The sequence below is a fragment of the Hymenobacter defluvii genome (assembly GCF_017589435.1).
In the GTDB taxonomy this organism is placed as follows: Bacteria; Bacteroidota; Bacteroidia; order Cytophagales; family Hymenobacteraceae; genus Hymenobacter; species Hymenobacter profundi.
This window is the reverse complement of sequence record NZ_JAGETX010000001.1, coordinates 957488-983139: the sequence shown is the minus strand read 5'-3', so window position 1 is coordinate 983139 and position 25652 is coordinate 957488. Positions and strand designations below refer to the sequence as shown.

General features: G+C 57.6%; 27 protein-coding genes. 12 read left to right on the top strand and 15 right to left on the bottom strand.

The features are described from left to right. Positions 1 to 3: 3 nt before the first annotated feature. Positions 4 to 996 (top strand): FAD binding domain-containing protein, encoded by a 993-nt coding sequence (locus J4D97_RS04035; RefSeq protein ID WP_208306446.1) that lies wholly within the window; start codon positions 4 to 6, stop codon positions 994 to 996. Next, the gene (locus tag J4D97_RS04030) at positions 997 to 3222 is read left to right on the top strand and encodes a xanthine dehydrogenase family protein molybdopterin-binding subunit (RefSeq protein ID WP_185283752.1); all 2226 of its coding nucleotides are present in this window, start codon (positions 997 to 999) and stop codon (positions 3220 to 3222) included. It begins immediately after the preceding gene. A 62-nt stretch (positions 3223 to 3284) separates the two neighbouring features. On the opposite strand, the gene J4D97_RS04025 is transcribed toward J4D97_RS04030, so the two are convergent. After that, positions 3285 to 4145 (bottom strand): SDR family oxidoreductase, encoded by an 861-nt coding sequence (locus tag J4D97_RS04025; RefSeq protein WP_208306445.1) that lies wholly within the window; start codon positions 4143 to 4145, stop codon positions 3285 to 3287. A gap of 104 nt (positions 4146 to 4249) precedes the next feature. Further along, positions 4250 to 5119, bottom strand: a complete 870-nt coding sequence (locus J4D97_RS04020) for a helix-turn-helix domain-containing protein (RefSeq protein WP_208306444.1) — start codon at positions 5117 to 5119, stop codon at positions 4250 to 4252. A 309-nt stretch (positions 5120 to 5428) separates the two neighbouring features. Here J4D97_RS04020 and J4D97_RS04015 point away from each other — a divergent pair, with 309 nt between their 5' ends. Next, positions 5429 to 5725 carry an HPF/RaiA family ribosome-associated protein gene (locus J4D97_RS04015; protein ID WP_208306443.1) on the top strand — a complete coding sequence of 99 codons (297 nt, stop codon included), beginning with the start codon at positions 5429 to 5431 and terminating at the stop codon, positions 5723 to 5725. A gap of 203 nt (positions 5726 to 5928) precedes the next feature. Here the strand turns inward: J4D97_RS04015 and J4D97_RS04010 are convergent, their stop codons facing one another. The 6 genes from J4D97_RS04010 to J4D97_RS03990 all read right to left on the bottom strand — a co-directional run bounded on the left by J4D97_RS04010 (position 5929) and on the right by J4D97_RS03990 (position 10719). Continuing rightward, positions 5929 to 6132, bottom strand: a complete 204-nt coding sequence (locus tag J4D97_RS04010; RefSeq protein WP_208306442.1) for a hypothetical protein — start codon at positions 6130 to 6132, stop codon at positions 5929 to 5931. A 104-nt stretch (positions 6133 to 6236) separates the two neighbouring features. Beyond that, on the bottom strand, positions 6237 to 6596 hold the full coding sequence (locus tag J4D97_RS04005) for an Imm51 family immunity protein (RefSeq protein ID WP_185283747.1): 360 nt from the start codon (positions 6594 to 6596) through the stop codon (positions 6237 to 6239). 142 nt (positions 6597 to 6738) lie between these two features. Next, on the bottom strand, positions 6739 to 6867 hold the full coding sequence (locus J4D97_RS23720) for a hypothetical protein (protein ID WP_279592406.1): 129 nt from the start codon (positions 6865 to 6867) through the stop codon (positions 6739 to 6741). A 55-nt stretch (positions 6868 to 6922) separates the two neighbouring features. After that, positions 6923 to 9448: a zinc-dependent metalloprotease gene (locus tag J4D97_RS04000; RefSeq protein WP_208306441.1), complete on the bottom strand. Its 2526-nt coding sequence runs from the start codon at positions 9446 to 9448 to the stop codon at positions 6923 to 6925. A 360-nt stretch (positions 9449 to 9808) separates the two neighbouring features. Further along, a complete protein-coding gene (locus J4D97_RS03995; RefSeq protein WP_208306440.1) occupies positions 9809 to 10159 on the bottom strand; it encodes a hypothetical protein in 351 nt (116 codons plus the stop codon). An 11-nt stretch (positions 10160 to 10170) separates the two neighbouring features. Further along, on the bottom strand, positions 10171 to 10719 hold the full coding sequence (locus tag J4D97_RS03990) for a hypothetical protein (protein WP_208306439.1): 549 nt from the start codon (positions 10717 to 10719) through the stop codon (positions 10171 to 10173). Positions 10720 to 10881: 162 nt separating this feature from the next. Between J4D97_RS03990 and J4D97_RS03985 the strand changes: the two genes are divergently transcribed. Both J4D97_RS03985 and J4D97_RS03980 read left to right on the top strand, forming a co-directional pair. Then, a complete protein-coding gene (locus J4D97_RS03985) occupies positions 10882 to 11043 on the top strand; it encodes a chryseobasin-related MNIO class RiPP peptide (protein WP_208306438.1) in 162 nt (53 codons plus the stop codon). A 17-nt stretch (positions 11044 to 11060) separates the two neighbouring features. Further along, positions 11061 to 12200 carry a multinuclear nonheme iron-dependent oxidase gene (locus J4D97_RS03980; protein ID WP_243900110.1) on the top strand — a complete coding sequence of 380 codons (1140 nt, stop codon included), beginning with the start codon at positions 11061 to 11063 and terminating at the stop codon, positions 12198 to 12200. 180 nt (positions 12201 to 12380) lie between these two features. On the opposite strand, the gene J4D97_RS03975 is transcribed toward J4D97_RS03980, so the two are convergent. The 5 genes from J4D97_RS03975 to J4D97_RS03955 form a co-directional block, all read right to left on the bottom strand. Then, a complete protein-coding gene (locus J4D97_RS03975; RefSeq protein WP_208306437.1) occupies positions 12381 to 14786 on the bottom strand; it encodes an outer membrane beta-barrel protein in 2406 nt (801 codons plus the stop codon). Positions 14787 to 15084: 298 nt separating this feature from the next. Then, positions 15085 to 15480 (bottom strand): hypothetical protein, encoded by a 396-nt coding sequence (locus tag J4D97_RS03970; RefSeq protein WP_208306436.1) that lies wholly within the window; start codon positions 15478 to 15480, stop codon positions 15085 to 15087. Positions 15481 to 15573: 93 nt separating this feature from the next. Next, complete coding sequence (locus J4D97_RS03965; RefSeq protein ID WP_208306435.1) at positions 15574 to 16014, bottom strand: hypothetical protein; 441 nt, start codon at positions 16012 to 16014, stop codon at positions 15574 to 15576. Beyond that, positions 16011 to 16625 carry a sigma-70 family RNA polymerase sigma factor gene (locus J4D97_RS03960; protein ID WP_208306504.1) on the bottom strand — a complete coding sequence of 205 codons (615 nt, stop codon included), beginning with the start codon at positions 16623 to 16625 and terminating at the stop codon, positions 16011 to 16013. The genes J4D97_RS03965 and J4D97_RS03960 overlap by 4 nt, the downstream gene beginning before the upstream one ends. Positions 16626 to 16899: 274 nt before the next feature. Beyond that, positions 16900 to 19200 carry an efflux RND transporter permease subunit gene (locus tag J4D97_RS03955; protein WP_208306434.1) on the bottom strand — a complete coding sequence of 767 codons (2301 nt, stop codon included), beginning with the start codon at positions 19198 to 19200 and terminating at the stop codon, positions 16900 to 16902. Positions 19201 to 19317: 117 nt separating this feature from the next. On the opposite strand from J4D97_RS03955, the gene J4D97_RS03950 reads away from it, so the two are divergent. From J4D97_RS03950 to J4D97_RS03920, 7 genes are all read left to right on the top strand, one after another. Continuing rightward, positions 19318 to 19593: a hypothetical protein gene (locus tag J4D97_RS03950; protein ID WP_208306433.1), complete on the top strand. Its 276-nt coding sequence runs from the start codon at positions 19318 to 19320 to the stop codon at positions 19591 to 19593. A gap of 15 nt (positions 19594 to 19608) precedes the next feature. Further along, the gene (locus J4D97_RS23945; RefSeq protein ID WP_208306432.1) at positions 19609 to 19878 is read left to right on the top strand and encodes an energy transducer TonB; all 270 of its coding nucleotides are present in this window, start codon (positions 19609 to 19611) and stop codon (positions 19876 to 19878) included. 174 nt (positions 19879 to 20052) lie between these two features. Next, positions 20053 to 20619, top strand: coding sequence for a DUF1572 domain-containing protein (locus tag J4D97_RS03940; RefSeq protein WP_208306431.1), 567 nt, complete (start codon positions 20053 to 20055; stop codon positions 20617 to 20619). 65 nt (positions 20620 to 20684) lie between these two features. Further along, on the top strand, positions 20685 to 21479 hold the full coding sequence (locus J4D97_RS03935) for a thymidylate synthase (protein WP_208306430.1): 795 nt from the start codon (positions 20685 to 20687) through the stop codon (positions 21477 to 21479). Between the two features lie 94 nt (positions 21480 to 21573). Beyond that, positions 21574 to 22185, top strand: coding sequence for a TonB family protein (locus tag J4D97_RS03930; protein ID WP_208306429.1), 612 nt, complete (start codon positions 21574 to 21576; stop codon positions 22183 to 22185). Positions 22186 to 22392: 207 nt separating this feature from the next. Beyond that, a complete protein-coding gene (locus J4D97_RS03925) occupies positions 22393 to 22950 on the top strand; it encodes an energy transducer TonB (protein WP_208306428.1) in 558 nt (185 codons plus the stop codon). Between the two features lie 194 nt (positions 22951 to 23144). Then, a complete protein-coding gene (locus J4D97_RS03920; RefSeq protein ID WP_208306427.1) occupies positions 23145 to 23414 on the top strand; it encodes a hypothetical protein in 270 nt (89 codons plus the stop codon). Positions 23415 to 23432: 18 nt separating this feature from the next. Here J4D97_RS03920 and J4D97_RS03915 read toward each other — a convergent pair whose 3' ends face one another. Then, positions 23433 to 24296 carry an aminotransferase class IV gene (locus J4D97_RS03915; protein WP_208306426.1) on the bottom strand — a complete coding sequence of 288 codons (864 nt, stop codon included), beginning with the start codon at positions 24294 to 24296 and terminating at the stop codon, positions 23433 to 23435. A 50-nt stretch (positions 24297 to 24346) separates the two neighbouring features. Next, entirely contained in the window at positions 24347 to 25468 is a 1122-nt protein-coding gene (dprA, locus tag J4D97_RS03910) for a DNA-processing protein DprA (protein ID WP_208306425.1), read from the bottom strand. Positions 25469 to 25652: the final 184 nt, after the last annotated feature.

Genomic DNA, 25652 nt, shown 5'->3' with positions numbered 1-25652 from the left:
GCGATGAACAGCTTTTCATATACCCGCGCCCAGGCCGTTGAGACGGCCGCACGCGAAGTTTCGACCAACCACACGGCCAAGTTCATCGCCGGCGGCACCAACCTGCTGGACTTGATGAAGGAAAACGTGGAGCGTCCTACCCGCCTGGTAGACCTCACGCGCCTACCCCTCAACCAGATTGAGGACACCGACAAGGGCCTGCGCCTGGGGGCCCTCGCCACCAACGCCAACACCGCCTACGACGAGCGAGTGGAGGAGCGCTACCCTCTGCTGAGCAAGGCCATTCTGGCTGGTGCTTCAGCCCAACTGCGCAACATGGCCACCGACGGCGGCAACCTGTTTCAGCGCACCCGTTGCTACTATTTCTACGATCTGGCTACGCCTTGCAACAAGCGCGAGCCTGGCTCGGGCTGCTCGGCTATTACCGGCTACAACCGCGTATGCGGGATCTTGGGCACCAGCGAAAGCTGCATTGCTACCCACCCCTCGGATATGTGCGTAGCCCTGGCCGCGCTGAAAGCCACTGTGAATGTGACCAGCGCCACTGGCGAGCGAACCGTGGAGTTTGCCGATTTCCACCGCTTACCCGGCAATGAGCCAGAGCGGGACAACAACCTGAAGCCTGATGAAATCGTGACCAGCATCGACCTGCCGGCCGATGGAGAGCGGTTTGCCAAGAACTTCACCTACCTCAAGCTACGCGACCGAGCTTCGTATGCCTTCGCGCTGGTATCGGTGGCGGCAGCCCTGGACATGGACGGCGACACCATTAAGGAAGCCCGCGTGGCCCTGGGTGGGGTGGCCCACAAGCCCTGGCGCAAACCCGAGGCCGAGGACCTGCTGAAAGGCCAGGCCGCAACGAAGGTAAACTTTGAGCGCGTGGCCGCCTCGCTGCTGGAAGGCGCGAAGGGCTACGGTTCCAATACATTCAAAATTGAACTGGCTAAGCGTGCCATTGTGCGCGCGCTGACCATGGCCGCTAACGGACAACACTAAATGGCTGCTACTACCTACATTGGCCGCTCCACCAGCCGCGTGGACGGTCGCGCCAAAGTAACCGGCGAGGCGAAGTACGCCGCCGAGTTCAACACCCCCGGCTTGACCTATGGCTACGTGATTTCCAGCGACATCGCAAAAGGGAAAATCACCAAGATTGACGCCTCCGACGCGCTCAGCTTACCCGGTGTGTTGCAGGTGTTCACCCACGAAAACGCCCCCCGCCCGGCCTACTTCGACCGCAAGTTCAAGGACGACGACTCGCCGGTAGGCGACAAGTTTAAGCCTCTGTACAGTGCCGAAATTCAATTCAGCATGCAGCCGATTGGCTTGGTGGTGGCCGACTCGTTTGAGGTGGCCCGCTACGCTGCGTCGCTGGTGAAGGTGGAGTATAAGGCCGAAACGCCGGAAACCAACCTGCGCCAAAAGCCCAAAGGCCACAAAGCCCCTACCGGCAAAACAGGCTTCACACCACCCAAAAGCCGGGGAAACGCTGCCAAAGCTTACAAAAACGCCGAGGTGCAGTTTGAGGCCGAATACTTCCACATGCCCGAGCACCACAATCCGATGGAGATGTTTGCCTCCACAGTGATTGTAGAGGAAGACGGCAAGCTGAAAATATACGACAAGACGCAGGGTGTTGCCAACAGCCAAAAATACATCACCAAGATCTTCGGGCTGAGCAAGGAAGAAGCTCGCGTGATTAACCCTTTCATGGGTGGTGGCTTTGGTTCGGGCCTGCGGCCGCAATATCAGCTGTACCTAGCCGTGATGGCGGCGCGGGAACTAAACCGCTCGGTGCGCGTAGTGCTCACGCGCCAGCAAATGTTCTCGTTCGGGCACCGTCCGGCCACGTTGCAAACCGTATCGTTGGGCGCTACCAAGGACGGCATGCTGCAAGCAATCAAGCACGAAGCCCTAGGCGAAACCTCTCGTTTTGAGGAATATACCGAGGTAGTGGTGAACTGGGCCGGCATGCTCTACCACTGCGACAACGTAGAGCTGGGCTACTACCTACGCAACCTCGACACCTACACGCCCCTGGACATGCGCGCGCCGGGCTCCGTAACGGGCATCGCCGCCTTCGAAACGGCCATTGATGAGCTGTCTTATAAAGTAGGCATCGACCCGCTGGAACTGCGTCTGAAAAACTACGCCGAGAAGAACGAATTCGAAGGAAAGCCCTTCTCTAGTAAAGAATTGCGCGCTTGCTACGCCCAGGGTGCCGCTAAGTTTGGCTGGGCCAAACGGCCCGCACAACCACGCTCTATGCGCGAGGGTACCAAGCTCATCGGCTGGGGTGTGGCTACCGGTATGTGGGACGCGCAGCAGCAGAAATCGGCTGCCAAAGCCAACCTGTCGGTAGACGGCAAGCTAGTGGTAGGTAGTTCCACTTCCGATATTGGCACGGGCACCTACACGGCCATGACCATGATTGCCGCCGAAACCCTGGGCCTGCCCCTCGATGCCGTGACCTTCAAGCTGGGCGATACGACCCTGCCCGTAGCGCCGCTGGAAGGCGGCTCTTGGACGGTAGCCTCCGTGGGATCAGCCGTGAAAGAAGCCTGCGAAGCTGTGGCGAAGAAGGTGTTCAGCATGGCCAAAGACGTGAAAGACTCCCCGCTGTCGGGCGCTAGCTTCGATGAGGTAGAGTTCGTGGACGGCAAGGTGCAGCTGAAGGGCGACTACTCCTCGGGTGTTTCCATTGTAGAGGCCATGCGCGCTGGCGAGGTGAACTTCATTGAGGAAGAAACCACCACCATGCCCAACATGCTCAAGCAGATGCAATACGCCCGCAACACGCACTCGGCGGTGTTTGTGGAGGTGGAGGTGGATGAGGACCTCGGCCAGATTTGCGTGCGCCGCGTGGTAAGCGCCATTGCCGGCGGCCGCGTTATCAGCCCTAAAACCGCCCGCAGCCAGATCTTGGGTGGCGTGGTGTGGGGCATCAGCATGGCGCTGGAAGAAGAAAGCGTGCTAGACCACCACTTCGGTCGCTTCATGAACCACAACCTGGCCGAATACCATGTAGCAGTCAACGCCGATATCCACAACATCGACGTGATTTTCGTAGAAGAGCACGATGACATTGTGAACCCGCTGGGCGCCAAGGGCCTGGGCGAAATCGGGATTGTGGGAGTAGCGGCGGCCATTGGCAACGCCATATACCACGCCACCGGCAAGCGCGTGCGCGAGCTGCCCATTACGCTGGACAAGTTGCTGTAGTTCAGTAGATTTATTGATAAAACAGAAGGCCCTAGAACCGTACGGTTCTAGGGCCTTCTGTTTTACAAGCTAAACAACGTTTTCAGTCCTTCTTTCAGTGCAGTCGGCTTGCGGCCAAGTACCTGTTGCAACTCATTACTGACTGCTGATTCCTGACCATGCTTGATGTCGGTCATGAAACCGAGGACAAATCGAGTAACGGTTTCGGGTACGTTGCGGGCTTTCATCTGCGCCGCAAAAGTCTCATCGTCGAGGGCCGTATAGCGCACCTCTTTGCCCGATAGCTCACTGAGCGCGGCGGCCACATCGGCGAAAGAATACGTTTCGGTGTTGGTAAACGTGTAGGTGCGATTTTCGCAGTCGCCTTCGGCCAATACGTTGGCAATAGCTTCGCCCATGTCGCTACGTAGGGCAAAAGAAACCCTACCCTCGCCAGCGGGCAGGTGAATACCCGACGCAAACACGGCAGGCCCCACAAACTGTGGCAGCGTATCCATGTACAGAATGTTGCGGAACAGCACGTAGTGTAACCCACTGGCCTTGATGTAGTCTTCCGTTTGGAAATGCCGCACCATCAAGTCGTTGGCCAGGGTGTCGCGGTCTTGTAGGGCGCGGCCGGTGTAGGCAATGCACGATACGCCGGCTTTTTTGGCGGCATCTACTACGTTGTAGTGCTGTTGCAGGCCGTGGTCGTCGCCTCCACCCGATACCAGCAGCACTTTGTCGATGCCTTGCATGGCGCGTTCCAGAGCAGCCGGGTCGCCGTAGTCGCCCAGGCGAAGGTCAATGCCCAGCTCTTGCAGGTGGGTGGCTTTGGCAGCGTCGCGCACCAGGCCCGCCACCTGATTGGGGTCAATTTTGGTCAGGAGTTGTTGAATAACGGCCGTGCCGATATGGCCGGTAGCACCAGTGATGAGAATCATATACAGTACATTAGGTGATGTTTGTACTGCAAAGGTGCCGCATGAAGTGGCCGGGCAAAAGAGCTAAATGGCGGTAGTATTGGGCCAAAAGTCGGAAAGCACCGCTAGCCAGCCTGTTTGTACGCGGTAGGCGAAAAGCCAAGGCTTTTCCGGAAAAACCGACTAAAGGCCGACTGATCCGTGAAATGCAGCAACTCGGAAATCTGCGCCACCGATAGATGCTGGTTTTGCAGCAAGGCTTTGGCTTCCAGCAGCACGGCTTGTTCTATCCAGTCGCTGGCGGTTTTGCCGGTGATTTCCCGCACAGTTTCGGTGAGGTGCTTGGGCGTGATGCACAGTTGGTCGGCATAAAATTTCACGCTACGCTCTACCGCGCTATGGGCATTCACTAAGTTTTTAAACGCAGAAGTCAGCTGCTGACCACGCGTTTGGGTGGATTGTAGCACCGCGTGATGCTGGTCGTAGATGGCAATAACTTCGTATAGTAGGCTATTAATCAGGTTTTTAATTACCTGCTCTCGGTACGGGTGCGGGGTAGGAAATTTCTGCTGTAGAAAACGCAACGAAGCCGTGATGGTGGTGGCCTCCGCCTCCGACAGCGGTAGTACGTGCCGGGTAATGTTCTCCAGAAAATGGAAACTGTCGGCCTGCACACTGTTGTGGCTGGTGATAAACTCTTTGGTGAAGAATACAGATAGGCTGTCGTGGTCGTCGGATAGCTGCGCCCATTCTTTAATCACGTGCGGCGTGATGAGCATCAGGCAATTCGGCTCGATGGAGTAAGTTTCCAGATTTGCCTTCAACTCCAGCGTACCGCGCAAGCATATGCCAATCTTGTAGTAGTTGCCGCGGTAGGGGGCGTTCAGCGGCGGACCAGCCGAATGCGTGTGCTCATCCAGAAAAAACACTTCAGCTGGCTTATCAGCAGGGTTGGAAAAATAGTGGAGCGAATAGGTAGGAATAGAAGAAGCCATAGCAGGAGCCGAAGATCAGTATGTGTCTGAAGATAAGACGAATAGTCTATGATGAAAGTGGTGGTAAGCACCGCACCGCATCGGTAGTAAAGTTACTGCCTACGCAACGATAGGTAGTACCATAAAGGCGTAGTAGGGTACTAAATAAACGAAAACCAATAGCCGCCTACTGCGTTAAGTCAAGTAAGAGCTCGTCTGTAAGGGCGCTGCTACTGCGCCTCTCAGACGAGCGTACGCAACAGAAAGAAGTAGGGCCAAGCGTGCGTAAGCACGTGGTGCTACCCTATTCTTAACCCCAACCCAACCACCATGGAGTATAATATTGATAACGTAAGAATGGATTTGCAAACCGTTGGTTTTCAAGAAACCTCGGCAATAGTAGACCAAGTAGAAAGCGAACTGCGCCGCGTGATGCGTTTCCGGCAGGATATCGTAGCCGCCGACGTGTACCTGCGCGAAGACGGTAGCAACCCCGAAACCAATAAAGTGGTACGCTGGCGCCTGGGCATTCCCGGCAAGGATCTGTTTGCCGAAGCGGCGGCCGGCTCGTGGGGCGCAGGCTTACGCGATGCCAGCGAAAAGCTGCGCCGACAGTTCGTAGACTAGAATGTCAACAGACGAAGGCTGCTATTCTCCTGTTTCTGAATAGATAGCATGTATACTGAATAGGTCTCCCGTGGTGTAACTATTTTACACTACGGGAGACCTAGTTATTTTGTGAGAAAACAGCCCAGACAATGTCAACCTACGCATTTTGCGTAGTGCCCTCATTTGCTAGAAGCAAGTACCAGAGAGGTTAAGCTTTGTCCTTAAATGGTCGTCGCCATCAACTCCGGGAACTTGGCCGGGGTGCAAGCAAACGAAGGAATGTCCAATGCGGCAAGTTGCTCGGCCACGCGTCGGTCGAAGCTGGGGGCGCCATCGTCGGCGCGGGCGAGCAAGGCGACGACCGTGACGCCGGCAGGGCGCAGGGCGGCTTTACGCCCTTCCGGCTCAATCAGCACATTGTCCACGTCCTTATATCAGCCTCAAAGGGTAGGGCGTTTTGGGCATCGGCTTCGGAGCCGAAGACGAGTTTCCAACTGGTAGCAGGGCAGGTAGGCATCAGGGTCACTTCTTACTCGAAAAAGTCGGCGGGGTCAGCTTGGCTTAAATACTTACTAAGGCTGCCTAAGTCGCCAAAAATGGGATAAATCAGTTGCATAAACTGCTCAGTGGCAGCAGGCCCATCGGTATAGGCCTCAAATGTTTCGCCCTGGCCCAGCAGCTCTACGTGGTCTAGTAAAGCAGGCGCGTATTCCTCCAGAACGGTCTCGATGTGTTCGGCCCAACTGGCACCGCTACCGCTGAAACCGTATTTCTCGAATACATTGTAGTAATCGTCCAGGTCCGTAAGATCTGCTACAATGTGTTCCTGGCGGCCCGGCGTGGCGTGGTCCTCCAGGTCATTAATCAAAAAAGGATAAGTGGAAGTCATAGATGCCAAGGTAGGGAGAGATGGGTATTCGCACTTGGTTGTAGCTTACATGGTTTTGAAAGACACTACTGCGCATGTGAGAATGAGACGTGAATGCGTGAGTGATGACGCGGGGCATAGCCCCACGCCATCCATACTCCCACTACATGCCCAGTAACTCCCGTAGCCCGCGTTCCAGGTCGAATTCATCTTCTGCGGCTACTGCTGCAACGGGCTGAGTGCCTTGCTGAGCGAGGTCCAACTGCGCAGGCGTGGCAGACGCGCGCAGCAAAGCTGCTGGGGCTTACGCACGCACTCGGCACAGCCGAGTGCGTGCGTAAGGCTTCTTAATACGCTACGTCATCGCCCAAAAAGTCCAGGCCGGGCATGCCGATGGGGGCGCCGGGGGGCATGTCCAGGGGGGCGGGTACGGTGAACTTGTTGGGGTCGGTGGTGAAGGTATTGATCTGGGAGAGGCCGAATAGCAAATTAGCTTTCTGCCGGGGCTCGGCGCTGGCTAGCTTGCCAGTCATCCACTGCTTGAGGCCGTCGATTTCGGCTAGGCTTTCGCCGCGCACGCTTTCGGCTACCTGCGGGTCGGCGGCAAGCTGGAGTAGGCTTTTCAGCGTGAGGTTATTCACCAGCACCTGTAACTCACCTTTGTAGCCGGAGGCTAGAGGTGCTTTCCAGGTCTGGCTCAGTAGTTTATCGACCACTGGCATGAAGCCCGGCTGCTTGCTGTCGCGGGCGTGATACTCCACCAGGCGGGTAGCACGCTCCGGATTCAGCAGCGACAGGATGGTAGGTGCCGCCGCCGCTTCAGCCGCGGCCATGGGGTCGAAGGTAGGGCCAGTGTGGCCGGCAAAGGTTTCCATGCTGCTGGGGTAGCCCGCCGGGCGGGGCGGCAGCTGTTGCAGCAGCTTCTCCGGCAGCATCAGCGCCTCCGGCGACACGGTAGCCATCAGGGCATCGAAGGCGCGCCACTGCTCGGCGGGCTCTACCATGCGGGTCACCACCTGGCCGTCGTTTTTCACGGCGTGGGTGAAGTACAAGCCACCCAGCGACTTCGCCGCGGCCTCTACCTGGTAGCGGTGCAGCAAGTACATGGGCACCAGCACCTCTTCCAGCGTGGCCATGGGGGCGTTGTCGGGAATGGCGTTGGTAGAGAAGTTGTCGAGTACGTGGCGGCGCACCTTCATCAGCTTGTCGAGCTGGGTTATGGCGTTGCTGCCGTCGTCCCACTGGTGCGACTCGGGGTGCACGTAACCGCCGATGTCAGGGATGAAAATGTGGCCCTGCTTCAGGGTTTCCACCAGAATCTGGTCGAGCGCTTTGTCCTCGTCGGTGCCTTTCGTGAAGTCCTGGTAGCCCCACAAAATAGCGCGCTTGTCCCAGCTGCCAATGCCCTTGGCGTAGGCATCCGACACGTCAATCGTACCGTCCGATTTCAGCGAGAAGCGCGGGAAGGGGTAGTCCATCACCGAGCCGCGGTCCTGGGTACCCGAGGAGGTGAAATTGTGGTACAGCCCCAAGGTGTGGCCGATTTCGTGGGCCGACAGCTGCCGGATGCGGGCCAGCGCCATCTGCTCCAACTCCGGCGACACCTTCTTACCGTTTTTATAAGGCTGCAACAGGCCCTCGGCAATGAGGTAGTCCTGGCGGTGGCGGTCGGAGCCCAGCGTGACCACGCCTTTGATGATTTCGCCCGTGCGCGGGTCGATGTAGGATGAGCCGAAGGAGAAAGCCCGCGGGTTGCCGGCGCGGTCCACCCAGTTCACCACGTTGTAGCGAATGTCCATGGGGTCGGCGTCCTGGGGCAACTCCTTCACCAAGAAGGCATTCTTGTAGCCGGCCGCTTCAAAGGCCTGGTTCCACCACGCGCCGCCTTCGATGAGCGCCTTTTTGATGTCCGGCGGGGCGCCGCGGTCCACGTAGTACACAATGGGCTCCACTGGCTCGCTCACTTTGGCGCCGGGGTTCTTCTTCTCTAAGCGGTGCCGGCGCGAGAAGCGCTTTTCCAGCGGCTCGGTCATGGGCGCCGAAAAGTCGAGGTAGGAAAACTGGAAAAAGCCCGAGCGCGGGTCGAATTTGCGTGGGTGGTACTTGTCGTCGGGCAACTCCACGAAGGCCTGGTGCATGCGCACGGTCACGGCGTTGGGGTCGGGCGCGATGCTGCGGCCGTAGCCCTGGCCGCCGTTGGGGCCGCCCGTGAAGGTAATTAGCGCGTCGAACTCGGTGTTTTTGGGAAAGTTCTTGGTGGCGTCGGGGTTCACAGCCGAGCGCGACTCATCCAGCCGATAGCCGGCCGAGGCCCCACCGCCAGCGTTGCCACCGCGCAGGCCCGCAAAGCTGCGCCGGCCCAGCTGGTCGCCTATTTTCTGGCTGTCGCGCACCAGGAAGGGCGTCAGGTCAAGCAGTACTTTGTTGCCCTCCACAGCCACCGGCGTAAAGCCCCACAGCACCGATTTGGCAAAGGCGCTTTCCACGGCTCGCTGCTCATCGCCGCCGCGGGAGGCGCGGTAGCTGTAGTTGGGCTCCACCAGCATCACCTTGGGGCCTACCCGCACAAACTTGGCAATGGCCGAGGAGGCGCCGCCCCGCTCGGGTCCACCCATGCCTACGCCGTCAGGTAGGGAGCTGAAGTAGAGAAACTCCTGGTCGAACTTGTCCAGCTCAAGGTAGACTTTTCCGGTTTTCTCGTCGTAGTAAAACGGAAAATAGCCGTCTTGTTTCTTGGCACCCTGGGTAATAGAAGCAATAGTAGCAGCGGGCTTCGCTTCAGCGCGGGTAGGGGAGGTGCCGCCTTGGTTTTGGGCCGGCGCAATATGGCTGGCCGCCAGCAGGGCGGCCACAAAGAAAGGAGTACGCTTCATTCGATAGGGTAGTGGTTTGGTGCGAACTGATAGTGCTTTGGGTGCTTTCTTGGGCACGTTCCTAGCGGCTGATGCTGCGAGTGTGATGCACAATCTGCCTGCTTACAGAATCAGATGGAAAAACCTCACTGCTTCGTGCAAGAAAGAAAGCTACTTGACGAATGGACGAATAACTGCCCACGCCGTTGCGTCAATTTTAGAAAAGCATTGCCGATTACGCAACTATTTCAGTGAAATGCACTGCTACCTTATATTTTTATTAATGCAACGCGGGTATGATTGATAAAAAGGGATTTATGCTGTCAGAACTTCCGATCGGCACTCGACTCAGGCGGAAGTCCTGGCTGTGCTAAGCTGGCTCTACCCGGCAAACACGTTTTGGCAGGTGGCGCACCGCATAGGCGTGGTGCCCACATACAGCAATTGGCGCCACCACGCTACGCGCTCGGCAGGGGCTACGGCCAGGCTGCCGCAACGTGGGCAACGCGGTAATTTCGGTGCGGTGCGCTCCTGCTCAAAATCGGTGAGCAAGGGCTGGGCTACTTCCACCAACGCTTCCTCAATCAGCAACTGGTAGTACATCCCCTCGCCGTAGGGTAGGGAGGGCGGACCGTGGGCCTTCACCAGCGCCACGATATCGGCCTGTAGCAGCTCGTTGTAGAGTACAACGGCCTCGGTGTACGTGAGGTAGCGCGCGGCGGGAACCAGCATAACAGGGACGCCTACCGCTTGCGCTTAGCCGGTGCGCGGCGCTGGCCGCGCAGGCGCCCTACGTACACCAGCAACCCCACGCTCAGCACGGCCAGCCCCGCCGTGAGCAGGTCGCGGGTGGTGCGGCTCTGGTCGACTTCGTTGGCCAGCGCCTGGGCTTCGGCCAGTTTCTTCTGGTGCTGCCGCTCGCGTTCCTCCAGGTTCGTAATCTGGCGTTGCAGGTCGTAGAACCGCTCCTGGGTGGTGCTTTGGTCGCTCTGGGCCACGCTGGCCTGCTGCTGCACCTGCTGGCGCTCGGCCACCAGGCCGGCGGTTTGGCGTAGGGCATCGTCCTTCACGGCCTGCACAATCTCGGTGTCCTTGCGGATGATGCCTTTCAGGGCGGCTACCACTTCTTCTAAATCCCTTTTGCTGGGTTTGTTGGCCAAAAAAGCATTGCGCTGAGCATTAGCGGCTTCATACTGCCGCACCAGCGCTTCCCGCTCCTGAATCAGGCGGGGTACAGGGTTGGTAGTTTGCTCGGGTGCAGTCTGGAGTAGGAGAAGCAGCAGAAGTTTCATGGGGGCAAAGGTCTTGAAAAGTTGCGTTGCGCGGGTGCTGCGTCTAGTAAGCCGCCTTAGGCGTACGAGAAATTTTATTTTTTATGATCGATATGCAACCGCTGCCCAATTGGCGAGGCTCTAGCTACTGTATCCCATCTTTCCATTCATTCACAGATCATTATGAAATTGTCGAAAGCTTTACTCGGAGCCGTTTTGGTCGGCATCACGGCGCAAACTACTGCCTGCACAAAAGGCGACGAGCCCGCACCGAAAGGCGAAAAAGTAGCAAAGGGTAGCGAGAAAAAAACGCCCGTCTACTGCCCCGCGTGTGGCCTGGGCTAAGCAACGCGCCAGAAACTATGGCTGCCGTACCCGCCGTGCCGAGCATCTTATCGGCTATTGCCTGCAATCTGGACGACCACCTTCTGGCCGCAGCCTTGCCGCTGCTCGAAGCAGGCCAGGTAGAAGCCGTGGAGTGGTCGTTTGACACCCTGTTTGACGGCCGGCAGCTGCCTAATTGGTTTGCCGAGCTGCTGACTGCCTACGGTGAGCAGGGCCGGCTGATTGGACACGGCGTGTATTATTCGTTGCTTTCGGGCCGCTGGACACCCGAGCAGGCGCAGTGGCTGGAGCAGCTACGCCTGCTCGCAGCGCGGTTTCACTTCGACCATATCACGGAGCATTTCGGCTCCTTCACGGGGCAGAACTTCCATACCGGCGCGCCGCTGCCTGTACCTTACACGGCTGCTACTCTGCGCTTGGGCCAAGACCGGCTCCTGCGCGTGGCCGATGCCTGCCAGTGCCCAGTGGGGCTGGAAAATTTGGCTTTCGCCTACTCCCTGGAGGAAGTGCAGCGCCACGGCGAGTTTTTGGAGAAGCTGCTGGCGCCCGTCAACGGCTTCCTGATTCTGGATCTGCACAACCTGTACTGTCAGTTGCACAACTTCAACTTGTCTACCGACTCGCTGCTGGCGCTCTACTCGCTGCATCGGGTGCGCGAAATCCATATTTCGGGCGGTAGCTGGGAGTACTCGCAAGTGGAGCAGGGTAGGCAGATCCGGCGCGACACCCACGACGAGGCCGTGCCCGACGAGGTATTTGCTCTGCTGGAACGCACAATCCCCCAGTGCCCGCAGCTGAAGTACGTAGTGCTGGAGCAACTCGGCACCGGCCTCCGCACCGAGGCCAGCCAACACCAATTCCGGCAGGATTTCCAACGGATGGCTGCTATAGTAGAGGCCAGTCGGCACCGCGCGCCCAGCCATCAGCCCAACGCATTCCAGCCGCCAGCAGCCCTACCCACCGGCCCGGCCGCCCACGACGAAGCCCTCCACGCACAGCAGCGCCAACTCTCGCAAATTCTGGAAACGGCCGCTTCCTACGAAGAAGCGCAACAGCGCCTGCGCGCCTCCTCCCTCGCCCATACCGACTGGCAGTTAGAGCAGTGGGCGCCCCACATGCTGGAAACAGCCATCAGCATCGCCCAAAAGTGGAAATAGTGTAGTCTGTTAAAGTCTGTCCTCCTGAGCATGTGGCGCATCAAGCCAGTGTCGAAGGACCTTCTCACGCCAGAACGAGTCGTTGTTACGTTTGTCGTTCACGCGTGAGAAGGTCCTTCGACATTGGCTTGATGCGCCACATGCTCAGGAGGACAAGGCGAAAAATAGCTTTGTCACTCACTACCCACCAAAACCACCCGTATCTCCCTTGGGTTGGTTGTCGATAGAGCTGGCGGGCTTGCTGGTGCCTAAAAACCAGGTGAAGCCCAGGTAGCCCACGCGGGTTTCGTACTTGGTTTGCAGATTGGTAGTGAGGCCTGCGGCTCTTAGCCGAGTGTACTGGCGCCGCGTGTCGAACAGGTCGCTGACACGCAGTGTGAGGGCCGCCCGGTCGTGGAACAGGCGCTGGCGCAGGGCTACATCTACCCCATACACGGCCAGCAGGCGGCCTTGCGGTACCACCAACGGTGCGCGGTAGTTGCCGCTAAGCTGCACGGCCAGCGTTTTGGTCGGGCTGAACGTATTCAGCAAATATGCCGTGCCGGTGAAGTTGGCGCGGGTGCCACTGCCGGTGTAGCTGGCTACCTGGTTGCGGTAAAAGGAGCCGTTGGCAATGAGCTTCCACCAAGTAGTCACGGGCTGCGTCAACGAAACTTCCATCCCGTAGCTAGCCGTGCGGCCCAGGTTGGCGTAGCTGGTGCGGGTGATGAAGTCGGGCTGGCCGCTGAGGCGGGTCGCCAGCGTGTCAACCGTGCGCAGGCTCTGAATGGCTTGATTGGCGAAGCGTCCAAACAGCGTGGTGTTGAGGGTAGTATGCTGCCACGTCACCTGATGGCCCAGCTCTGCCACATGCACGTACTCGGGGCGCAGGGCGGGGTTGCCCACCATGTAGTTGCGCGCATCAGTGTAAATAGGTAAGGCCACGATTTGCAGAAAGTTGGGTCGATTCAGGCGGCGCGAGTAGCTGAGCTGGAGGCGCTGCTCGTGGTGGGGTAGGGTACGCGCCACTGTGGCGGAGGGGAATAGGTTGAAGATGCGTTGGTTGGTTGAGCCCATGGGCAGTACCCGGGCCTGTAGCCCGGTAAACTCAGCTCGCAACCCCACTTGATAGTCCCAATGGTCGTTTTTCTGCTGATACGAGCCGTAGGCCTGCGGAATCACTTGCTGGTAGTGGTAGCGGTACGAATTCGCCTCTTGCCGAATAAATTCTGCGCCGGGTACTGGCTGCACCGTATACTCAGCCGTGCCGGGCGTCACCATCACGTCGGTTTTTACGCCCGCTCCCCAGCGGCGTTTGTCGTCCAGGGGATGCACGTAGTCTATCTGCGCCGAGGGTAGGTGGATGGTCACATCGAGGAACTGCCGACGCGCCTGCCGAGTGTAGCTGGCGGGGCCGTCCAGCACACGTTGCTCCGTAGTCACGGTGCCGCCATCCAAGGTATAGGTAGCGCTGGCCGTTAGCTCGCGGCCAGGGTAGGCAGCCCAGGTATGCCGGTAGTTGCTGCCCACACGCATGGTATACAGGTCGTCGACTTCCGGATTTTGATTTTGTAGGATAATCGTCGGGTCAGTATCGCGCGTGAGTTGGGTAGTGAAATGGTTGGTTTGGTGTAAGTCGTTCTTATAAAATTCGGCGGTCAGCGTCAGCGTTTGCTCCGGGCGCCAGGCGTAGTCCACGCCTAAGCGAAGCGCTTTATTGACTTGGTGGCGGACGGCGCGGCCGGTCTGATCGGTGCCAGTGGTGCGGCCCTCGGCTATAGCCACCTGCTGCAAGGCCGAGCTGCCACGGAACTCATTATTGAGCCCATTTACGTTGCTGTAAAAATTGAATTTGCCCACCTTACGGCCAAGGTTGAGCGAGGCGCTGTACTTGTCGCGGGTACCCACCGTGACCAGCGCCTCCCCGTTCCAACTGTCCTTAACTTGCTTTTTCTGCACTAAGTTGATGATGCCGCCCGCGCCCTGGGCCGAGTACCGCGCCCCCGGATTGGTAATAACCTCAATGGTTTCGAGGCGGCTGGCGGGCAGCTGGTCGAGGCGCAGGCTGCTGGGCGCGGGCTTGCCGTCGAGGTAGAGCGTAACGCTCGCGTTGCCCCGCAAGCTGACCTGCCCGTTTTCATCTACCGCCACAGAAGGCACCTTTTGCAGCACATCGGCCGCCGTGCCGCCCACGCTGTTCAGGTCTTTGTCTACGTTGATAATCTTCTTGTCCAGGTCTTCAACGAGCACGGCCTTTTCGCCCTGCACTACTACCCCGTCAAGCTGCACCACCATCGGAGCGGCCAGCCATTCGCCCAGACGGAGTACCGGGGTAGTCGCATTTAGCGTGATGCTCCGGCGAGTAGTCTGGTAGCCTAGTGCCTCTGCCCGCAGTACGTAGTGGCCCAACGGAACGCTCACTAAGGCAAAAGTACCGTTATCAGCCGTTTGAGTGTTTCCGGCTAGAGTAGAGTCCGGTAATCGCAACAGCAAGACGTTGGCAAAAGGAAGCGGTTGACGTGTGCTTCGGTCCAATAGCGTGCCCGATATGCCACCCGAAACTTGAGCAGATGCTGTGCTCGGCACTAGGCAAACGACTACCAACATCAGCCACCAAAAACGCCACTGGCCCGAGCACGCAGCCTGTACGCAGCAGGAAAACGGATGCCGCAACTGCGTCACAGTTTTTCCGATACATTTCGTAAGTGTCTGACTATAAAGGTATTTTTTAATACAAGTTACCATGTAATGCATAGTACAGAGAGCTGAGTATACCGACTGTTTCATACAAGTGAGTAGTTAACGTGACGAAGAAAAGGGAAGCAGGAGAGGCAACAGCACCCACTTTCCTACCGCTATGCTTGCGGACGGAGATGCTGGAGAAAGCAGAAAGGTGTCGTGCGGATTACTTCGTTTGACGACGCAGGAAAAGGTAGTAAGCCAGAAACCCGAAAGCCGTGCTGAAAAGCAGGATGATGATGGAGTGAATGCCCAAGGGTAGGAATAAGCTGCATACCGTAAGCCCCACGCCGCTGCTCAGAAGCAGCGCAATCCACTTCACTACCTTGTTTTGCTCGTCTTGAGGGCCGGGCAGTAGGCGCTCCACAACGCTTTCCGAAACGGCCGCCCCCAGAATTTGCCGCTTCAGCAGGTAGTTCATAATCAGTTTGATAGCGGCTAGTACGAAGCTACAAAGCAGGTAAAACCCGAAGATCGGCAGCACAACCCGGCGCGCGAGTTCCAACGCATTGTCGTCAAGAGGCACCAGCGTACTTTGGGCCGAAGCTCCCTCCGTAGTCAAGCAGAAAAGCAGAAATAGCAAAAAACCTTTCATAAGTCGGGCCGTGGAGTAGTACTGCATGAGACCGGTCGAAGCCGTTCGTGTTGCAAAAAATTACGAAAAAGACAGCAGGCGCATTTGTCGGCGGTGTCGGGCCAGCAACTCTACACATTGGCCGGCCATAAGGAACCCTACTACTACCAATAGCCCACCTCCCAATAGGGTAGCCATATCCTGAAAAACCTGCATCAGCGTGCCACCAAACAACGCCAGAAAAGCGCCGACAACCCCCACTACAGGAACCGCCACCCAGCAGAGCACCCACGGGAAAGCGGGCTTAGTCTTGGGCAACTGCGCTAGCACGCTGGCCGTGAGGTCAAAAGTGAAAGCCGGTTGGGGTAGGCGGGTCGTTGCCACAAATAGGTGCTGGTAGGTCGCAACCTGGTCCTGGCACTGGTGGCAGCCGCGCAGGTGAGCCGCCTGGGTAGCCGGCAGCAGGGCCAGCGACTCCGCGGCCTCTTGGAGGGCGCGTTCAGAAAGATGGGGGCTTGTCATAAGTCGTCGCGTTGGTAGCGGGCTAGTAGGTGCTGTTTCAGCTGTTTTCGTGCTCGGAAGAGGTAGTTTTTCACGGTACCATCTGGCAGGGAGGTGATCTGGGCAATTTCCTCGTAGCTCAGTTCCTGCTGATGGTACAAGGAAATCAGGGTGCGGTAGAGTGGGGGTAGCTGCTCGATGGCCGTGCCCAAGATATCGGCTAAGTCGTGGCTGAAAAGGGCTGTTTCGGGGTCGTAATCTGAGTCGGCTACAAGCGGGGGCGGGGCTCGGCGTCCTTCCTCTACTGCCGCATCCGGGATGGGTTCCGCAGGGTCTACCAGCACCAACTGCTTCTTTTCCAGGTAGTGCAGGCACGTGTTGTAGGTGATTTGGCCTACCCACGTGGAGAGCTTTGCCTGAAACTTAAACCCAGCCAGGTTTTTATACACCTTCAGGTAGACCTCCTGCGCAATATCCGGGCGGTCGGCGGGGTGTCGGATCATCTTGAATACCAACTGCGTAACCAGCCCTTCCGTGCGCTGCACAATCTGCCCAAACGCCGCGGTGTTGCCACCCAGCACCTGCTTCACAAGCTGCTGGTCGGTTGCGGGAAGGGTAGGCAAATCGGTCATCAAAGCATGAGACCGGTCAGCCGAAAGGATGTTGCATTACCGTGCGCAGATGCCCCGTTTCTCTGAGAAATATTGTGTCTCTACCCACTGAATCCGACTCTACTATAAGGAATATTTGAGTTAACTGGAAAGGCAGCCAGAACAGCGTAGAGACGCATACTTGCGTCTTGTCGTTGCTGACGTTGTTGGGCTAGAACGATACTAATGCGAACTGTTCAACGACGAGACGCAAATATGCGTCTCTACACCGTGCAGTGGCCCAGATACCTTCTCCCTACGAAACCGGCACCGCCTCGCGCACGGCGGCGGGCTGGTGGCGGTAGAACCACAGAATCAGAATGGGCAGCAATGTCAACTCAGCCACTACCCCAAACAGGAGCGTGAGGCCAATGAGCAGGCCCACGTAGAACGTGCCGTCGAACGACGAGAAAATTAGGGTAGAGAAGCCGCCTACCAGAATCAACGACGTGACAATGACCGCCTTGCCGGCCATGAGGTAGGTTTTGCGTACGGCCCGGAACAGGCTGTCTTCTTTCAGCAACACCAGTTTCAATTTGCTGATAAAGTGAATGGTATCGTCCACGGCAATGCCGAAGGCGATGGTGAAGATGATGCTGGTGCTCACCTTCATGCTCACGCCGGCCACGCCCATCACGCCCGCTACTATCAGGATGGGTACCAAGTTGGGAATCAGCACAATCAGCGTCATGCGAATGGAGCGGAACAGGGCCAGCACAATCAGCGTCACCATCAGAATGTCGATGCTCATGCCGGTTATCATGTTCAGCGACAGGTTCTCGTTATTCTTGTCGATGAGGTTGGCCGAGCCGGTGAGGCGGGTTTGCACGATGGTGGAGTCAATGCGCTGACGCAGAAACTGGCGCAGGTCGGCGTTGAGGGCGCCAGCGCGCAGGCTGCCCACGTCGGGCATGCGGCCGGTTAGCCTACCCTCCGAGCCATCGGGTAGGACCAGCGCCTGGAACTCGGGCTTCTTCCGAAACGGCTTGGCCCGGCGCAGCAGGCGTTGCAACTCGGCGTCGGAGTCGGGTAGGCGGTACTCGGCTATGTCACCGCCGTTCAGGGCTTTGCGCACCGATTTTATCAGCGTCACGGGCGAGGCCACGAAGCGCAGGCCGTAGGTGCGTTGGAGGTAGGTCTCGATCTGCTCGGTCTGGCGCAATACGGGTAGGGTGAGGACTGAGCCGCCTGCCGCTGGCGTAAGGGCCATTTCGAAAGGCCGCACGCCCGCAAATTGCCGCTCAAAAAACCGGAAGTCTTGCTTCACCGGGTCGTTTTGCGACAAATCATCCAGCAGCGCCGAGTTGATGCGGATGCGCGAGGCCGACGCCACCGAGGCAATCAATACCACGGCACTCACGGCCACTACCAGCTGCCGTCGCGCCAGCACCTGCCGGAACAGGCGTCCCAGCACGCCGTCCCAGCTGCGGCCTTCCTGGCGTGGCACCCGCAACTGGGGCTTGCGCAGCAACAGCAGCATGGCGGGTAAAAGCGTGAAGCTGAGCACAAACGTGAGCAGCACGGAAATGCCCGTAAACAGCCCGAAGTTATAAATCGGCCGGATGGTGCTGGTCATCAGCGTGAAAAAGCCGATGCTGGTGGTCAGCGCCGACAGCCCCGACCCAAAGCCCGATTCTTTCAAGGTGACCCACAGCGCGGCCCGTTTCTCGGTGCCGTAGCCCAGCTCCGTCACGTAGCGCGTGATGATGTGGATGGTATCGGACATGCCCACCACGAACAGCATCACCGGCAGCAGGGCCGTCATCAGATCAATGCTGATACCGGCCGCACCCATCACACCCAGACCCCACACAATGGCCCCCAGCACCACCACTAAGGGTAGCACCACGCCCCACCACGTCCGAAAAGTGAACCACAGTAGGGCCGTCACCAGAATGACCGACAGCGACATGAACAGCGCCAACTCCATCTGCAAGCGGTCCACAAACACGGATTGCGCCACCATTTTGCCGGCTAGGTGGTAGTCGGTTTCCGCGAAGCCCTGGCGCGTCAGCTCCCGGCGCACGGCCGCCAGCAGCGAGTCGCCGGGCGGCTTGGCGAGGTTGGGCGAGGTTTGCAGCAGCACGGTAGCGGCGCGGGCATCCGGCGAAATCAGGTTGCCCACCAGCCCCGGCGTACGGTACACGGTGGCCGAGTCCTGCGCCCGCCGCGCGGGGTCCGGGTCGCCGGGGTGGAAGTAGGGGATGTTGAACACGCCCAGCCCTTCCACCACCGGGTTGGTGGCGGTGGTAGGCGACGTGACGCTGACCACATGAGGCCGCCGCCGCACAAACTGCGTCAGCGAATCGACGCGCACCAGAAACTGCGGGTCGAAAACGGTCTTGCCCGTGGGAGCTTCCAGGCCCAGCAGCACGTAGTCGTTGTCGTTACCGAAGCGCTGGGCGTACTCCTCGTAGTAGGCCAGGTCGGGGTCGCTGGCGGGGTAGAAATCGTTGAAATTGTAGTTGAAACGCAGCTGGGCGGCAAAGTAACCCGCTAGGCCCGTGAGGAGAAACAGGGCCAGCAGGATAGGGTAGGCGAATCGGCGAGTAGGCATAGGGTAGGAGGGCGGCTCAAGCAGAAACGAGTACGCAGCGTTCTGCTTACCTTAAGGACCGCCGAAGGCCAACCGTTGTTTTTTGCTATTTGTTTCCGCGAGCTATTCTATTTAGAAATGAAAAGCCCTTGGTATATCCTATGTTGTGTAGTGCTGCTGCCGGAGGTAGGGCAAGCGCAGGAACGGTATAACCGCTGGGATGCACGACCGGCACCTAATATTTCAACAATCTCTGCCGAGGAACGGGGAAAAAAGGTATTGCTGATAAAAGCGCGGCAGGATTCACTCAACGCTATAAAGCGCTTCAAACAGGACTCTTTGCGAATTATCGCCATCGCTTCTACCCAAACTCGCTTGCAACGGGGAGTTAAACAACGCATCAAAGATCATTAAGGTCAGCCAGCCGACGTGGCAGCCTACACATATATACAACGTGCTATACTATACCCGATAACAGCACTACGTGCAGGAACCGAAGGGATAGTGAAGGTGCGCCTTTTTGTAAATAGCGATGGGCAGGTTATTCAAACGGAAATCATAGAATCAACTATTCCACTAAATGCGGAAGGCCGGGACATAATGCTACAACAAGCACGTCTTATTATGAAAGGGCTGCAATTTGTGCCCGCTACTGGTGCGACGGAAGAAGAATTGGGTATTAATTACAGAATCCAATAGCTATGATGCGGCTGTTTCGCTTTGAGCGCAATAGTTAGCTAATAGAAGAAGAACCAAGAGCGAACTGCAAATTCTCAGCGGCCCCAATCAGTGCAATTCCACCATAACTGGCTGCAACTCGTGCTTCGGTTTAACGCTCACGAAAAGCCTCAGTCCTCAGTAAAACAACCTAACGTGAACTACCTCGCCAGCGTCCGCAAACAGTTTGAGTACTACAAGCTCCTCGGTGAGCAAACAATGCAGCAGCTACCGGAAGAAGCGCTGTTTTGGCAATACAACCCAGAAAGCAACAGCATCGCGACCATCGTCAAGCACCTGTGGGGCAACATGCTCTCCCGGTGGACGGACTTCCTAACCACCGACGGCGAGAAGGAATGGCGCAATCGCGAAGCTGAATTCGCTAACGATTTACAAACCAAACAAGAGGTGCTGGCGCGTTGGAATGAGGGGTGGCAATGCTTGCTAACTGTACTTGACAGCTTACAAGAGGCAGATTTAGGGAAGGAAGTTTTCATCCGAAATATGGGCTGCACGGTGGTAGAAGCTATTAACCGGCAACTGGCGCACTATCCATATCACATCGGGCAAATCGTCTTCATTGGCAAGATGGTGCTAGACGGACAGTGGCAGTCGCTGTCTATCCCGAAAGGCACTTCCGCCACCTACAACGCCAATAAATTTACACTGCCCAAGCGCACCGAGCATTTTACAGATGAGTTGCTGAAAAAGCCGCAGAGTTAACTTGACAGCTTATCCGGACACTGCGAACCTCTGCGAGAACCTGCCGCCTGCTTACCTTTGCGCCCATGCACCAATACCACACCCTCCTCCAGCATATACTCGACCACGGCACCCAGAAAACCGACCGCACCGGCACCGGCACACTGTCGGTGTTTGGCTACCAGATGCGTTTCAATCTGCAAGAGGGCTTCCCCTTGGTGACCACCAAAAAGGTGCACCTGAAAAGCATCATTCACGAGCTATTGTGGTTTTTGCAGGGCGATACCAACATTGCCTACCTCAAAGAGCACGGTGTGAAAATCTGGGACGAGTGGGCCGACGCCAACGGCGAGCTGGGTCCCGTGTATGGCAAGCAGTGGCGCAGCTGGGCCGCCCCCAACGGCGAAACCATCGACCAGATCAGCGAGGTAGTGCGCCTGCTGCGCGAGCAGCCCGACTCGCGCCGCATCTTGGTCTCGGCCTGGAACGTGGCCGACCTGCCCGATATGAAGCTCCAGCCCTGCCATGCCCTCTTCCAATTCTACGTGGCCGATGGCAAACTTTCCTGCCAGCTCTACCAGCGCTCGGCCGACGTGTTCCTGGGCGTCCCTTTCAACATTGCTAGCTACGCCCTGCTCACGCTCATGCTAGCGCAGGTAGCGGGCCTACAACCCGGCGACTTCATCTGGACCGGCGGCGACACTCACTTGTATAGCAACCACTTGGAGCAGGCCCGCGAGCAGCTCACCCGCACGCCGCGTCCGCTACCCCAGATGCGTCTGAACCCGGAGGTAACGGACATTTTCGGCTTTCAGTACAACGATTTTAAGCTGGAAAACTACGACCCCTGGCCCGCTATTAAGGCGCCGGTGGCCGTGTAATATTTGGTCGAGCATACCGGGCGGTAACTTTGCAGCGTTAATGGAGTAGAATGGGTAAATTCCTATTTCATCTCGTTAACGTGCTGCTCAGGATATGACAACAACTAACCTCTACTCCCTTAAGACCCGTGCCCAGCGTTGGTTGCCAGTAGGCGCGCTGGTATTACTGGCCCAGGCCGGTTACGCGCAAATGTCCTTCAACCGTTGGGAAGGTGGCACCAGCAGTCCTACCGATACACCCGTTCGTAAGTCGGGTAAGCGGGCTGCGGCCACTGCCGATGCCACGCTGCCAGTAGTTACTGCCACCCCCGAGCCGGTCCGGCGTACGCCGCCTGCTGTGGCAGCCTACTCCAAGCCCTTACGGCGTGGGTTGGGGCAACGCGTGCGGGCCAGCGCCTATAGTGCCCCCGATGCGGAGTTTTACCGCTACGCGTGGCAGCACTTGCGCTACCCCGCCACGGCCTTGCAGGCAGGACTATCGGGGCAGGTGCTGGTGCGCCTCAACGTCAACTCGGCCGGGGATGTGATTGATTCGGAGGTGCTGAGTGCAGATATTCGGCAGGCGCCTACCGGCAAAGAAGCGTCTGCGGCGGCGGGTAAGGCTGCCATGCGCCAAGGTGCCGCAGATCTGCTGTGGGGGCTGCATTTTGAGCCCGCCGCAGGCACCACCCAAGAAGACGTACCCGTACGCTACGTTATCCAGTAGGCATTTCAGACGGGTGGTAGAAGATGCGATAATGGTGGTTCGGAAGGCCATAGTTTGCCGTAAACTTTGTATTTTTAGGCATAAAACAAGATAAAATTGCAGCAAAGGGGGCACCACTTGCGTGCAGTTTTATGTTGCGCTCTGTGAGAACGACTAATGATAATTGGTCGTTCGAGCATATTATAAAGTTCAATGCAGTCTAGTGCGATGAAAAAATGGTTCTACTACCCGGTTATTTGCTTGCTGACGCTACTGGCCACGGCCGAGGCGAAAGCCCAAAACTTTAATACCTGGACGGCCGATCCACCGGCCCCTATCACCCCCCGGCGCAAACGGCCGGCTTCCAAACCCAAGCCTACACCCGTAGTGCGGGATACCGTTGCCATAGAGGTACCCAAGGTGGAGCAGTCCAGACTCATCAAGCGCGGCCTGACGCAGCGCATGAAGGCGCACAAGCCATTGGAGGAGGATAACACGTCGGTGGAGTTCTTCGCGAACAACAGCCGTTATCCGACCGCCGCCGCCATGGCAGGTGCCCAAGGCAACGTGCTCATTCGGCTGCAAATAGCACCCGATGGGCACGTGAGTCGTACATCGGTAGTAGCAGTGGAGCCGCGCCCCATTCCGGGCTATAACACCAACGTGCCCCCCGCCGCTATGGATGCCTTGGCCAACGAAGCCCAACGCGTATTTCGGATGCTAAAATTTGAGCCGGCGTCTAGCACATCGGAGGAGGAGCTCAGTGCTAGTTTCTCATTGCAATAAAATTTGAAAAATTATATTATTTCTACGATATGCAAATTATATTTTATTAATATAATTATATCGGGTATGTAATTATATTTTTGAATATGTTGAAAAATATATGCCGTGAGCAATTACGGGGCGTGTTGATGTTTTTGAAATTTATACTTCAAAAATAAAATCCAATATTGCGGTGGATTTCGTATCTGCCATTCATGTGGGTTATTCCTAATTTTTCTTCTGGTGCTACGATGGGGCATGAGGGTGGACCAAGTGGTCTGCCCCTCCAGTACCGCGCCTGGATAGCTTTGTACGCTCTGGATGCGAATGAGCGGCCTCGCGCCGACATTTTACGCATCAACGAAGTCACGGAGGCAGATTTGGCCGAGTTCGAAGCCAGCTGGCTCCAATTACGCTGTCGTTCCAGCGGTACTCTCCCTACCCGGTTCGACTTGCCACCGGCTACTGATTCGCCTTGTACCTGAAGACTGTAAGGTAGCTTACTAGTTAGTTTCGTCGGTTTCCCACTGGCGGAGTGCCCCTAGCAACGGATGCATTGCTGAAGCGAACGTACTGCCCTCTAAACGCTCTATGGGGCGTATTCCGGCTACGTTGGCCGTAAAAACGGCTTCGGCGGCTAGTAGTTGATCGGGAGTGAATAAGCCTTCCTGGCAGGGTAAGCCCTGTTGGTGAGCCACAGCCAGCAGATGCGCCCGGCGTACTCCCGCCACGCAGCCCGTTGCCAGAGCGGGTGTGTATAGCTGCCCTTCTCGCACCCAAAACACCGCCGCCGATATGGCTTCTGCCACGTGCCCAGTGGCGTCCAGCAACAGCAGTTCATCCAGGCCGCGCGTTTGCCGCTCCAATCCGGCCCGTACGTAGTAGAGCGCGTGCGGCCCCTTGCAAAATGATAGCGGCGTATGAAACGTGTGCGTCTCCCGGGCGAAGCCAGCCTGATTGATCGGCTGGTCGTTGGGCTGAAAGGGTAGGGCCGCAACGAGGTACTCGGTAGGGGCAGCGGGCGGCGGGGAGTACAGACCACCGCCACCGCGCCAGAGCTGTATCCGCACCCGGGCCTCGGTTAGCGAATTGGCCGCCGTCACGCGCCGCACGGTGGCTACAAGGGAAGGGGCGTCGGCCAGGGCGGGCGGCAGCGGCAGATGCAGCGCAACAGCCGCTGCCCGCATCCGGCGTAGGTGGTGCGACAGGTAGCGTACGGTATCGGCGGCCCAGACCAGCGTTTCGAAAAAGCCGTCGTTGAACTGTAGCCCGCGGTTGGGTAGGGGCAGGGCGAGGTCGGCCGCGGGTAGCAGGTGGTCGTTGTAGAGCAGCACGGGCGAGTGACTGAGTGGCTGTTTTGGTTGCACAATATGGATAATCTACACCATCACTCAGTCACTCTTCCACTCAGTTGTTCCTATGTGAGCACAAATTTTTTGCCTGGCAGCGCTTTCACTATCCCTCTAAACTCCAACCCCAGCAGCAGCGTGGCAACCTGGTTCACAGGCAACTGCGCTTTCCAACTTAGGTTATCCAGCAACTCTTCTTTGAGCACTACAAGTAGCTCGATAAGCTTGAATTCCTCCGCCGTGAAATCGTGGGGTGAGTAGGTTGGAGCGGCCTGAAACTTGCCCGACTGGTGCAGGGCGGCATCCCAATTCAGCAATTCTTCCAGGTCTTTGGGTTCGGCGTAGAGCGCGGCTTTGTGGGCCTTGATGAGGTCGTGGCAGCCGGCGGAGGCGGGGCTACCCAATGGGCCGGGTAGGGCCAGTACCTCACGATCGTAGCTGATGGCCAGCTCGGCGGTGATGAGCGCACCGCCTTTGCGGGCCGCTTCTACCACCACCGTGCCATCAGAAAGCCCAGCAATAATGCGGTTCCGTGCGGGGAAGTTGTACTTATCGGGCTGGGTGCCAAAGGGAAACTCTGTGAGTAAACCGCCCTGCGTGCGCATCTTCTCGGCAGTTTTGCGGTGGGCAGGGGGGTAGAGTATGTCCAGCCCAGTGGCCATCACGCCTACTGTTTCCAAGCCTTCCTGCAAGGCAGCGCGGTGGGCAAAAATGTCGATACCATAGGCTAAACCGCTTATTACCAGAGGTTGATGCGGCACGAGGCCCTGCACTAGCTTCTCAGTTTGCTCGCGGCCGTAATCGGTGGCTTGGCGCGTGCCCACAATGCCGACTGTTTTAGGCGTGTTTAAGTCGGCAGTGCCCTGGTAGTATAGGAGGGTAGGAGCGTCGGGCAGCTGCTTGAGGCGCTTCGGAAACTGCTTGCTGGTGTAGAACAGCAGTTGTACGCCCTCCTTTTCGGCGCGGCGCAGGGTTTCCTCGGCCCGGCGTAGAGCTGTAGTGCGCTCCGCGCCGGTAAGGGTGGCCACGGCTTTCGGCCCTACCCCCGGAATCTTACGCAGCTTGCCCGGCGGCAGGTGCAGCACGTTTTTGGCGGAGCTGCCGTAGCTCATCAGCTGTCGCGTAAGCTGCGGCCCAATACCGGGAAACAGCGTCAGGGCGACTTCGTGGAGGAGGATATCGTCGTGCATGTGGTAATTCTCACCCCTAGCCTCCTCTCCGAAAAGAAGAGGGAGGATTAGCAGCTAGTTTTTAGTACTAGTATTAGCTCCCCTCCTTTTTCTAAGGAGGGGTTGGGGGTGGTTCTGCTACAGTTAGAAATAAAAATAGAGCTATAAACAGTGCAACGATTGGAATACCCCCAACCCCTCCTTT

Coding starts and splice junctions, on each gene's coding strand:
- J4D97_RS04030 (WP_185283752.1), top strand. CDS start 997: ATGGCTGCTACTACCTACATTGGCCGCTCCACCAGCCGCGTGGACGGT.
- J4D97_RS03975 (WP_208306437.1), bottom strand. CDS start 14,786: ATGTTGGTAGTCGTTTGCCTAGTGCCGAGCACAGCATCTGCTCAAGTT.
- J4D97_RS03990 (WP_208306439.1), bottom strand. CDS start 10,719: ATGAAACTTCTGCTGCTTCTCCTACTCCAGACTGCACCCGAGCAAACT.
- J4D97_RS03950 (WP_208306433.1), top strand. CDS start 19,318: ATGAAAAGCCCTTGGTATATCCTATGTTGTGTAGTGCTGCTGCCGGAG.
- J4D97_RS03985 (WP_208306438.1), top strand. CDS start 10,882: ATGAAATTGTCGAAAGCTTTACTCGGAGCCGTTTTGGTCGGCATCACG.
- J4D97_RS04015 (WP_208306443.1), top strand. CDS start 5,429: ATGGAGTATAATATTGATAACGTAAGAATGGATTTGCAAACCGTTGGT.
- J4D97_RS03930 (WP_208306429.1), top strand. CDS start 21,574: ATGACAACAACTAACCTCTACTCCCTTAAGACCCGTGCCCAGCGTTGG.
- J4D97_RS04025 (WP_208306445.1), bottom strand. CDS start 4,145: ATGATTCTCATCACTGGTGCTACCGGCCATATCGGCACGGCCGTTATT.
- J4D97_RS04020 (WP_208306444.1), bottom strand. CDS start 5,119: ATGGCTTCTTCTATTCCTACCTATTCGCTCCACTATTTTTCCAACCCT.
- J4D97_RS04000 (WP_208306441.1), bottom strand. CDS start 9,448: ATGAAGCGTACTCCTTTCTTTGTGGCCGCCCTGCTGGCGGCCAGCCAT.
- J4D97_RS04035 (WP_208306446.1), top strand. CDS start 4: ATGAACAGCTTTTCATATACCCGCGCCCAGGCCGTTGAGACGGCCGCA.
- J4D97_RS03925 (WP_208306428.1), top strand. CDS start 22,393: ATGAAAAAATGGTTCTACTACCCGGTTATTTGCTTGCTGACGCTACTG.
- J4D97_RS03960 (WP_208306504.1), bottom strand. CDS start 16,625: ATGACCGATTTGCCTACCCTTCCCGCAACCGACCAGCAGCTTGTGAAG.
- dprA (WP_208306425.1), bottom strand. CDS start 25,468: ATGCACGACGATATCCTCCTCCACGAAGTCGCCCTGACGCTGTTTCCC.
- J4D97_RS03995 (WP_208306440.1), bottom strand. CDS start 10,159: ATGCTGGTTCCCGCCGCGCGCTACCTCACGTACACCGAGGCCGTTGTA.
- J4D97_RS03955 (WP_208306434.1), bottom strand. CDS start 19,200: ATGCCTACTCGCCGATTCGCCTACCCTATCCTGCTGGCCCTGTTTCTC.
- J4D97_RS03920 (WP_208306427.1), top strand. CDS start 23,145: ATGTGGGTTATTCCTAATTTTTCTTCTGGTGCTACGATGGGGCATGAG.
- J4D97_RS03965 (WP_208306435.1), bottom strand. CDS start 16,014: ATGACAAGCCCCCATCTTTCTGAACGCGCCCTCCAAGAGGCCGCGGAG.
- J4D97_RS04005 (WP_185283747.1), bottom strand. CDS start 6,596: ATGACTTCCACTTATCCTTTTTTGATTAATGACCTGGAGGACCACGCC.
- J4D97_RS03935 (WP_208306430.1), top strand. CDS start 20,685: ATGCACCAATACCACACCCTCCTCCAGCATATACTCGACCACGGCACC.
- J4D97_RS03980 (WP_243900110.1), top strand. CDS start 11,061: ATGGCTGCCGTACCCGCCGTGCCGAGCATCTTATCGGCTATTGCCTGC.